Below are 2,137 nucleotides of genomic sequence, written 5' to 3' on the forward strand. Positions count from 1 at the left end.
ATCCAACATGTTAGGGCGGCCATGGCCAACGTCGCAGAACGGGCAGCGGCGGGTACAAATATCACCCATGATCATGAATGTGGCCGTACCCTTGGTAAAGCATTCGCTGATGTTTGGACAAGATGCTTCTTCGCATACGGTATGCATTTTTTGTTCGCGAAGAATGTTTTTGATTTCAAAGAATTTCTTGCCCGGTAATTTGGCGCGGATCCATTCGGGCTTTTTCAATTTTTGTTCCAATGGAACAACTTTAATCGGAATGCGTGCAGTTTTGTCTGCGCCTTTCAGTTTGATGCCGCGTTTGGGATCGTTTTTTACTTCTTCACTCATGGTGATGTGTTCTTTCTGTCGTTATAAAGGCCGTCTGAAAAGCTTATCGTAGTCTTTATGACCTAAGGGCTTGTGGGTTCAGAGGGGCAGTTAAAAGGTGGCATTGGGGCTGAATATTTTCAGACGACCTTATGCCAGCTCTTTTTGTAAATGCTTGGTCAGTTTGTCTGAAACTTCTACCAAACTAGGTGCCGGAGAGACATAGTCGGCAATTTGGGTTATTTCCATACCGGCATAACCGCAGGGGTTGATATGGGTAAACGGACTTAAATCCATATTCACGTTGAGAGCCAAGCCGTGGTAAACGGAGCCGTCTTTGATACGCAGGCCCAGGGAAGCGATTTTACGCCCGCCGACATAAACGCCGGGACGTTTTGGGTCGGCGGCTGCTTCGATGCCGTATTCTGCCAAGGTGGCGATAATGCTGTTTTCAAGTGCGGAAACGATATGGCGGACACTGGTTTTACGGCGTTTGAAATTGATCATCGTATAGACGACCAATTGGCCGGGGCCGTGATAGGTAATTTGACCGCCTCTGTCGATTTGGACAACGGGAATATCGTCGCGAATGAGGAGGTGTTCGGGCTTGCCGGCCAAGCCTTGGGTAAATACGGGTGGATGTTCGACCACCCATAATTCGTCTTCGGTGTTTTCGTCACGCGAGGCATTAAATGCCTTCATGGCTTCGAAAGTCGGCAGGTAATCGACCAAGCCTTTGTGCACGATTTTCATTACAGCACCACTTTTACCAATTCGTGTGCAGTCAGGTCGCGGTAGATATTGTCGAGCTGCTCTTGGTTGTCGACATTTACTTTGACGGTTGCGCCGGTGTAGTTGCCTTTGCTGCTTGGACGCGTAGTAATGTGGTGTGGCTCGGTATCGGGAGCGTGTTTGCGCACGGTTTCCAAGATGGCGGATTCGAATTCGGGATGAACTACGCCCATAACTTTCAAGGGGAAAGTGCAGGGAAATTCAATCAGTGATTTTTTTTCAGTTGAGTCTGTCATGGTTTACTGCCTTGTTTGGTTTGCTTGGGCCGTCTGAAAAGTTTTCAGATGGCCCGAAATCCGATGTATTTTATCGTAAACGTCCATATCGGGCTATTAAAAATGATGTTTTCGAAAATAGGTGCGGATAAGCTGTTTTCAAGTCTTGAAATGCAGCGCTTCAGCCCAATTTTGAGCTACATTCTGATTTAACAATGATTGAGATTTCTAACTATGCCGACAAAAGACAAATATTTCGAGGAATACAGTGCGCTGGCTACCTTGCCTTTACGCGATGTCGTGGTGTATCCGCATATGGTATTGCCGCTGTTCGTCGGTCGTCCTAAATCGATTGCGGCCCTTGAGGCGGCAATGGCCAATGATGATCCGGTTTTCCTGTTGGCCCAGCTTGACCCTAATACAGAAGACCCTAAAGCTGAAGATTTGCACCAAACCGGTACGGTTGCCCAAGTTTTGCAGGTTTTGAAGCTGCCTGACGGCACCGTTAAAGTATTGGTAGAAGGTATCCGTCGTGCGCGTGCGTTGACGGTTGATGAAACAGGCGGATTGTTTTTGTCTCATGTTGAGGCGATTGATGAGAATAGCGACAAGGACAATCCTGAAATTGAGGCCTTGCGCCGTACTCTGCTGACTCAATTTGAGCAATATGCGAAGTTGAACAAAAAAATCCCTGCCGAAGTCATCAGTACCATCAGCAGCATTGATGACAACAGCCGCCTTGCAGATACCATTGCCGCGCATTTGCAGCTGAAATTGGAGCAGCGTCAATATGTATTGGAGACTGCCGGCATTGTTGACCG

At 47.7% G+C, this 2,137-nt stretch carries 3 protein-coding genes and 1 pseudogene; 1 reads left to right on the forward strand and 3 read right to left on the reverse strand.

Features of this window, described 5'->3' with window-relative positions:
* The 3 genes and pseudogenes from ACTHUT_RS18555 to ACTHUT_RS18565 all read right to left on the reverse strand — a co-directional run.
* Positions 1-330 (reverse strand): annotated as a pseudogene (locus ACTHUT_RS18555) (lipoyl synthase); the annotation flags it as partial.
* A 129-nt stretch (positions 331-459) separates the two neighbouring features.
* On the reverse strand, positions 460-1,062 hold the full coding sequence (lipB, locus tag ACTHUT_RS18560) for a lipoyl(octanoyl) transferase LipB (RefSeq protein WP_250600626.1): 603 nt from the start codon (positions 1,060-1,062) through the stop codon (positions 460-462).
* Complete coding sequence (locus ACTHUT_RS18565; protein WP_250600624.1) at positions 1,062-1,337, reverse strand: HP0495 family protein; 276 nt, start codon at positions 1,335-1,337, stop codon at positions 1,062-1,064. Before ACTHUT_RS18565 ends, lipB begins: the two co-directional genes overlap by 1 nt.
* 213 nt (positions 1,338-1,550) lie before the next feature.
* Between ACTHUT_RS18565 and ACTHUT_RS18570 the strand changes: the two genes are divergently transcribed.
* On the forward strand, positions 1,551-2,137 hold a 587-nt coding region (locus ACTHUT_RS18570), incomplete at its 3' end, for an LON peptidase substrate-binding domain-containing protein (protein WP_440419359.1).

Source organism: Neisseria sp. P0022.S010 (assembly GCF_051956635.1).

Excerpts from the sequence above, each read along its gene's own strand:
- lipB (WP_250600626.1), bottom strand. The coding sequence starts at position 1,062 with ATGAAAATCGTGCACAAAGGCTTGGTCGATTACCTGCCGACTTTCGAA.
- ACTHUT_RS18565 (WP_250600624.1), bottom strand. The coding sequence starts at position 1,337 with ATGACAGACTCAACTGAAAAAAAATCACTGATTGAATTTCCCTGCACT.